At 70.0% G+C, this 7,144-nt stretch carries 8 protein-coding genes; 1 reads left to right on the top strand and 7 read right to left on the bottom strand.

Annotated elements, in window-relative coordinates:
- Both VFZ70_09320 and VFZ70_09325 read right to left on the bottom strand, forming a co-directional pair.
- On the bottom strand, positions 1 to 271 hold a 271-nt coding region (locus tag VFZ70_09320), incomplete at its 3' end, for a hypothetical protein (GenBank protein HEX6255997.1).
- A gap of 68 nt (positions 272 to 339) precedes the next feature.
- The gene (locus tag VFZ70_09325) at positions 340 to 735 is read right to left on the bottom strand and encodes a hypothetical protein (GenBank protein HEX6255998.1); all 396 of its coding nucleotides are present in this window, start codon (positions 733 to 735) and stop codon (positions 340 to 342) included.
- 175 nt (positions 736 to 910) lie between these two features.
- Here VFZ70_09325 and VFZ70_09330 point away from each other — a divergent pair, with 175 nt between their 5' ends.
- A complete protein-coding gene (locus VFZ70_09330; protein HEX6255999.1) occupies positions 911 to 2,119 on the top strand; it encodes an MFS transporter in 1,209 nt (402 codons plus the stop codon).
- Between the two features lie 3 nt (positions 2,120 to 2,122).
- On the opposite strand, the gene VFZ70_09335 is transcribed toward VFZ70_09330, so the two are convergent.
- Genes VFZ70_09335 through VFZ70_09355 form a run of 5 tightly spaced genes read right to left on the bottom strand, consistent with a single transcriptional unit; the run spans position 2,123 to position 6,966 of the window.
- On the bottom strand, positions 2,123 to 2,344 hold the full coding sequence (locus VFZ70_09335; GenBank protein ID HEX6256000.1) for a DUF6755 family protein: 222 nt from the start codon (positions 2,342 to 2,344) through the stop codon (positions 2,123 to 2,125).
- Complete coding sequence (locus VFZ70_09340; GenBank protein HEX6256001.1) at positions 2,341 to 2,961, bottom strand: Rieske (2Fe-2S) protein; 621 nt, start codon at positions 2,959 to 2,961, stop codon at positions 2,341 to 2,343. The genes VFZ70_09335 and VFZ70_09340 overlap by 4 nt, the downstream gene beginning before the upstream one ends.
- Complete coding sequence (locus tag VFZ70_09345) at positions 2,958 to 3,626, bottom strand: 4Fe-4S dicluster domain-containing protein (protein ID HEX6256002.1); 669 nt, start codon at positions 3,624 to 3,626, stop codon at positions 2,958 to 2,960. Before VFZ70_09345 ends, VFZ70_09340 begins: the two co-directional genes overlap by 4 nt.
- Positions 3,627 to 3,658: 32 nt before the next feature.
- Complete coding sequence (locus VFZ70_09350; protein ID HEX6256003.1) at positions 3,659 to 5,917, bottom strand: molybdopterin oxidoreductase family protein; 2,259 nt, start codon at positions 5,915 to 5,917, stop codon at positions 3,659 to 3,661.
- A complete protein-coding gene (locus VFZ70_09355; protein ID HEX6256004.1) occupies positions 5,917 to 6,966 on the bottom strand; it encodes a hypothetical protein in 1,050 nt (349 codons plus the stop codon). Before VFZ70_09355 ends, VFZ70_09350 begins: the two co-directional genes overlap by 1 nt.
- Between the last annotated feature and the right edge of the window lie 178 nt (positions 6,967 to 7,144).

Raw genomic sequence — 7,144 nt, forward strand, 5'->3', positions numbered from 1 at the left:
GACCGCGCTGCTCCGCCACGCCCTGGGAGCGCCCGACCAGGCGGTCCGCACCGACATCGCCGCCCGGCCCGAGGTCTGGGCCGAGCTGTGCGGCTGGTACGGCATGGACCCCGGGCCCCTGGCCAACCTGTTCGACCGGCTTGTGTTCGGCGCCGGCGCCGAGATCGTCGTCCGGCGCGGCCAGTTGTGGTTCCGGCCGCTGTCGGCCATCCCGACCATGCGCCGCGGCTTCCGCCTGCACCGGCCCGACGCCCAGGCTGGTGGCACTCAACCTCGGTGGGCACCGCCAACCCACGATCGACGCGCGGCCAACGCGGTCACGCCGACGATGGTGGGTTGTCAGGCACCGGCGCCTTGTGCGCCCTGCGCGACGCTGAGCAGCACAACCGCGTCGTCGAGCGCCTCGAGCCCGTGTCGCACGGGTGGGATGGCGGCGTGGTCGCCGGCACGCAGGTCGATGTCGTGCGGTCCCCCGCCGGTCAGCCGCACCGTGCCGCTGATCACCTGCAACGTCGCGGCGGCGGGGCTTTCGTGGTCTGCGAGCGATCGTCCGGAGGCCAGTGCGAGCAGCGACTGCTTCAGCGGCGCACCGGCCCCAGGGGTGAGTGTCCGTCCGGCCCGCCCTGCAGGCGTCGCCTTCGCCGAGTGCAGCAACTCCGCTGCCGCCTGCGGCAGGTTCACCGGATCGGTCGGGCCGCCAACCGATGGTGCTCCGGTCGTCTCATCCGAGCCCATGCGCGCCTCCGACGGTCGTGGACGCTCAACTCTAGGGGAGGCACGTCGGTGACGTCAGGCCGCAACAGGTTTCACCCGGCTACATCCGTCCCACCTCTGGATGATCGGTCCGCCGATCGATCAGACTCCGTGGAGGACCACGTTGGTCATCGCAGGGTCGACCGTGGAGAGTGCAATGTCGAACGTGAACACTTCCAGCCGTGAGCGGCAGGCCCGGCCTGGCGGCGCGGTGGTCGCCCTGGCCGTCGCAACGTTCGCGTTCACGACGAACTTCTGGGCGTGGGGCCTGTTGTCGCCGCTCGCTCCCGACTACCGCGACGCACTGAGCCTCAGCGCCTTGCAGGTCTCGGTGATGGTGGCGGTCCCGGTCATCCTGGGCTCCATCGCGCGGATCCCGATCGGTGCGCTCACTGACCGCTTCGGGGGCCGGGAGATGTTCACCGGGCTGAGCCTGTTCGTGGTCCTGCCGTTGCTGTTCCTCGCCGCGTTCGAGTCATACCCGGCCCTGCTCGTCGGTGGGTTCTTCCTAGGTGTGTCCGGTGCGTCGTTCGCCATCGGCATTCCGTTCGTGAACCACTGGTTCCCGCCCGCGCGACGCGGTTTCGCGCTCGGCGTCTACGGCGTCGGCAATGTCGGGACGGCCCTCGCCGGGTTCACCTCACCGCCGATCGCTGCGGCGACGTCACGGTCGGTGCCATTCCTCGTCGTGGCCGCCGTGATGCTCGCGACCGCCGCGGTCACGTGGTTCGTCGGCCGCGACGCACCCGGCGTTGACCGTCACCCGATCCCGATCCGTGACCGGCTGAGGGCGGCTCTGTCGCTGCGCATCACGCTGGACCTGTCCGCGCTGTACGCGCTCACCTTCGGCGGCTTCGTGGCGTTCGGCGTCTACCTGCCGACGTACCTCGGCAACGTCTATGGGTTGCAGACCGCCGACGCAGCCGCCCGCGCCGCCGGGTTCATCATGCTGGCCACCGGCGCCCGCCCGGTCGGGGGCTGGCTCGCCGACCGGTTCGGCGGCGGACGCGTGCTGGTGGTGGCCTTCGGTGTGGTGACCGCCGCCGCGGCCGTCCAGGCGTTCGCCCCCGGCATCGTCGTGGGCACCGTCGCGCTGCTGTCGGCGGCGGCCGCGCTCGGTGTCGGCAACGGGGCCGTCTTCGCGCTCGTCGGGCGGCTCGCACCACCCGAACGCGTCGGCGCGGTGACCGGTTTCGTCGGCGCCGCCGGCGGCCTCGGCGGGTTCTTCCCGCCGATCGTCATGGGTCTCGTGTACAGCGCGACCGGCTCGTACCTCATCGGCCTGCTGCTGCTCGCCGGCGTGGCGCTCGCGGCGCTCGTCTACACCCTCATGCGGTTCGCGGGAGCCGATACCGCTGCGGCGTGAGCGCTAGCCCCGCAGGTAGCGGTAGAACAGCGCCGAACCGATCGCGAGCAGGACGCTGAAGCCGGCGGACACCCACGCCATCGCGGGGTCGTAGCCGAGCAGGGCGTCGAGCGCCACGGTCAGCAGGAAGATCTGCAGCGCGAGCAGCACGATGATGTACACGGCGACAGCCGAGGACACCGTGCGCTCGCGCCTCCGGGTGGGCCGGACGGGTTCGCGGCTCATCGCGACGCACCCAGGGGCCCGGCGACCTCGTAGCCCGTCGCCCAGACCTGACCGTCGCGGACCTCGAGCGCGATCCGCGGCAGCGGTCGTTCAGGCGGACCGGCGACGACACGGCCGGAGTGCACGTCGAAGAAGCCCTCGTGGCACGGGCACTCCAGCAGTTGCTCCTCCTGCGCGTAGTAGACGACGCAGCCCAGGTGCGTGCACTTCTGGCTCCACGCCACGACGTCGGTGTCGCCGGTGCGCACGAGGATGGCGGGATCCTCTGCACCTGGGTAGCGGAACAGGTGCGACCCGCCAACCGGCACGTCGTCGAGCGCGACGATCCGCGAGGGCGCACCCTCTGGGACGTCCCGGGCGGACGCCCATCCCGCGACGACGACGTTGCCCGCGGCGAACGCTCCAGAGGCGAGCACCAGGTAGCGGGTGAACTCCCGCCGCGTCACGGTCTCCTCGCCCTCGGAGGTGTAGGGGAAGTCGCGTCGCCAGACGGGTGAGGGCTCCTCGCGCGGTCGCAGCCCGCGGTCCCCGGTGCGGTGACCACCGGAGGTGGCGGCGCCGATCGGGGGGTCGAGGTTCCTCGCGTCGGGCGTCCTGCCGTCCCGCGCATCGCTCATCCGCGTCCCTCCAGGGCGAAGGGGTCGTCCTGCCAGCGGAACTGCGGCTCCCGCCCGAGCAGCACATCGAGTGGTCCTGGTTCGCGGTCGGTCACGACCGTGGCGACCTTGGTCGTGATGTGCGCGTTGCCGAAATCCCAGTCCGACAGCAGCTGACCCTGCCGGCGTTGCGTGAACTCCTCGCGCGTGCCGTACCACAGCGCCTCGGACGGGCACACCGTCGCGCACATCGGCGCCAGACCTTCTGATGTGCGGTCGTAGCACATGTCGCACTTCATCATCTGGTCGATCTCGGCCATGTACTTCGGCACACCGAAGGGGCAGGCGTTCACACAGTTCGAGCACCCGATGCAGCGGGGCTTCAGCGAGGTCTGCACGACGCCGTCCTCGTTCTGCTTGATGGCGTCGGCGGGGCACACCTCGGCGCACGTCGGGTCCTCGCAGTGCATGCAGACCATCGGTGCCGTCTGGACGGTCGACCCGCGGTCGACGTACTCCAGGTGGATCATCGACTCGCCGCGGTGGGTGCCGCACTCGGCGCAGGCGGCGACACACGCGTTGCAGCCGATGCAGCGGCTCTGGTCGATCACGAACACCACGTCGTCGCGGCCCGCATACAGCTCGCCGACATCGGCGCGGCCCGTGCCGGTCGCTGCGTCCTCCACCTGCGTCCCTTCCCTTGTCCGGTCTGGTGCGCCTACCGTTCGCGCGGCGATGTGGCGTTCGCGTCGGTGTACAGCCGTGTGTCGCGACTGTCCACGACCGCGCGGCGCTCGCCGAGACGTTCGATGCGCACCGTCGACACCTTGTACTCGGGGATCTTCGAGACCGGGTCGAGCGCCCGGTTCGTGAGCTGGTTCGCCGCCTGCGCCCCCGCCCAGTGGTACGGGATGAACACCGTGTCGGGGCGGATCGTCGTCACGACGCGGGCGGGCAGCGTCATGGAGTTGCGACGCGACGTCACGCGCACGAGGTCGCCGTCGGCGATCCCGTGGCGATCAGCGAGCTGCGGGTGGATCTCCAGCAGCGGCTCGGGGTACTGCGTGACGAGCGGGCCGATCCGCCGGGTCTGCGTGCCCGACAGGTACTGGCTGACCACGCGGCCGGTCGTCAGCCAGATCGGGTACTCGTCGTCGACGACCTCGGCCGGGTCGCGATAGCTGACGGCGTTGAACCTGCCGCGCCCGTTCGGGGTGTAGAACCGGCCGCCCTCGTACAGCCGCCTGGTGCCGGGGTGACCGATCTCGGGGCAGGGCCAGAACACGCCCTGCTCGTCCTCGACCCGCTGCCAGGTCACGCCGTAGTAGTCGGCGGCGCCGCCCTTCGACGCGACCCGCAGTTCCTCGAACATGTCCTGCGTCGAGACGAAGTGGTCGAAGTACCGGCCGCGCCCGAGCCGGCGGGCGATCTCCAGCAGGATCTGCCAGTCCTTGCGGGCGTTGCCCGGCGGGTCGATCGCCTGGTTGATCTTGATGACCCGCCCCTCGGCGCTGGTCGACGTGCCCTCGTCCTCCTCGTGCAGCGACCCGGCGAGCACCACGTCGGCGAACTGCGCGGTCTCGGACAGGAAGAAGTCGATGTTGGCGTAGAACTCGAGCTTCTCGAGCGCCGCCCGCGTGTGCGCGGTGTCCGGCAGGGACACCAGCGGGTTGAAGCAGATCGACAGCAGGCCCTTGATCTCGTCGGCGTGGATTGCCTCGATGATCTCCTGCGCGGTCAGGCCCTTGCCGGGGATCTCGGACTCGGCACAGCCCCATACGTCGGCGATGTAGGCGCGGTGCTCCGGGTTCGTGATGTCCCGGTTGCCCGGCAGCTGGTCGCACTTGTGACCGTGCTCACGCCCGCCCTGGCCGTTGCCCTGGCCGGTGATCGTCGTGACCCCGCAGCCCGGCCTGCCGTACTTGCCGGTGGCCAGACCCAGGTTGATGCAGGCCATGACGTTCTCGACGCCCTTGGTCTGGTGCTCGATGCCGCGGGCGTGCAACAGCATGCCGGTCTCCGACGTGCCCCACAGCTCAGCGGCGTCGAAGATGCGGTTCGCCGGGACGCCGGTGACCTGTGACGCCCACGCGGGGGTGTAGTCGCGCACCGCCTCGGCCGCGGCGTCGAAGCCCTCGGTGTGCGCTTCGATGAACGCGTGGTCGATCCAGTCGCGGGCGATCAGCACGTGCAGGACCGAGCCGAGCAGCGCCGAGTCGGTCCCGGGCTTGAGCCCGAGGAACACGTCGGCGGTGCGGGCGATCGGCGTGACCCGAGGGTCCTGGACGATGAGCTTCGCGCCGTGGTCGCGTGCGCGCCAGATGTAGCTCGTCGTGATCGGCGCGCACTCGGCGACGTTCGCGCCGGCGAGGTAGATCACCTCGGCGCGGGGGATGTCGTCCCACGCGTTGCTCGCGCGATCGATGCCCAGGGACTTCTTGTTCGCCGCCCCAGCCGACACCATGCACAGACGGCCGTTGTAGTCCAGGTTGGCCGTGCCCAGCGCCAGCCGCGCGAACTTGCCGATCAGGTACGACTTCTCGTTCGTGAGCGACACGCCCGACAGCATCGCGAACGCGTCGTTGCCGTACCGCTCCTGGATGCGCTGGATCTCGTCGACGGTCCGGGACAACGCCCGCTCCCACGTGACCGTGCGGAACCCGCCCGGGGCGTCCGGGTCGCGCTCGAGGGGGTCGTGGAGGCGGTCGGGGTGGCTGCCCTGCAGGTAGCGCTTCACGCCCTTGGGACACAGCTTGCCCTCGTTGAACGGGAACGCGTAGTCGGGTTCGAACCCGACGACCTCGTTGCCGGCCACCTTCAGGTACAGGCTGCACTGCTGCCCGCAGAAGCAGCAGTGGGTGCGCACCAGTCGGTCGACCTCGTCGCCGTCGCGCTGCCAGCCGCCCGGCGGCGCGAGGTTGAGATGGGGTCCGTAGCGCTCGACGAGCGCCTCCTCCGTGACGGGCCTCGTCGCCATCAGCCGAACCCTCCGACACGTTGCGATTGGGCGAGCGTGATCAGCGTGCGCCGGCACCGAGGGCAGGTGTCCTGCCAGTTGCCGCCGCCGCGACCCTGCGGGATGTCGTAGTCGAACCCGAGCGCCGGCAGGATCTCCTTCAGATCGTCGACCTGCATCTGGCTCGCGAACGGTTCGCCGCAGTTCGCGCACTGCGCCTGAGGCCCCCGCGCGCCCTCCTGCTTGTAGTAGGCGACGCCGAGGTTGCCGGGGCGCTGGAAGATGTGGAACAGCTTCCCGAAGGGGATGTACATCAGCCCCAGGATCACCGTCAGCGCGTGCGTCGTCGTGAGGAAGGTGTAGAAGCGCCCTTCGAGCCACAGGTTCGACACCGTCAGCATGAGCCCGGTCACCGACACTGCGAACAGCCCGGCCAGCGGCAGGAAATCGCTGGAGCGCTCCATGGCGAGCGCGCCGGGGTCGCGCAGACGGCGCCCGAGGAAGACGATGACACCGGCGATGACGAGCACCGCGGACACGTCGAGCGCGTGGAACATGAACCACCCGAACACGCTGCGGGCGTCGAACGTCACGGGCGTGGCGAAGTCGGCGACCACGAGCCGGTAGTCCCGCGCGACCTGCCCGACCGACTCGAAGTGCAGCCACCCGAACGTCAGCGGAAACGTGACCGCCACCGCGAGCACGCATCCCCAGAACAACAACTGGTGACCGAGCCACCGCGTCGTCGACCGCTGTCGGATGAAGCCCTGCACGAACAGCTTCGAGACGACCAGTCCCGGCAGCATCAGCAGGTTGCGTCCCGGCTGCCGGCCACGCCACAACAGCTCCCACCCACGCGCGTTCAGCTTCGCTGTGGGGGGCCGCTTCATCCACACGACATAGCGGTAGACCGTGCCGAAGATGGCGAACAACGTCCCCATCAGGTAGCCGACGAGGGCGGCATCGAACCACGTGAGGCCGGAGCTGCCGAGGACCACGAGAGCCAAGGTGACGCCCACGGCGAGCACACCCCATGTCAGGGCCGTGCCGTCCAGCCGAACCCTCCTCACGCCCGTCTCCTATAGCAGTCCGTGTCTGCGCACCCGGAGCCCGGTGCCGGACGGGAGTGCCACACGTCGCAGTCGCTCACACGCGCGACGATAGACGGTCACAGGCGGACCACAAGACCTGTCGAGTGGCGGTGCGCCGCGACCTTGCCTGAGTGGATCGCGAGTGATCGCGACGTAC

Source organism: Euzebyales bacterium (genome assembly GCA_036374135.1).
In the GTDB taxonomy this organism is placed as follows: Bacteria; Actinomycetota; Nitriliruptoria; order Euzebyales; family JAHELV01; genus JAHELV01.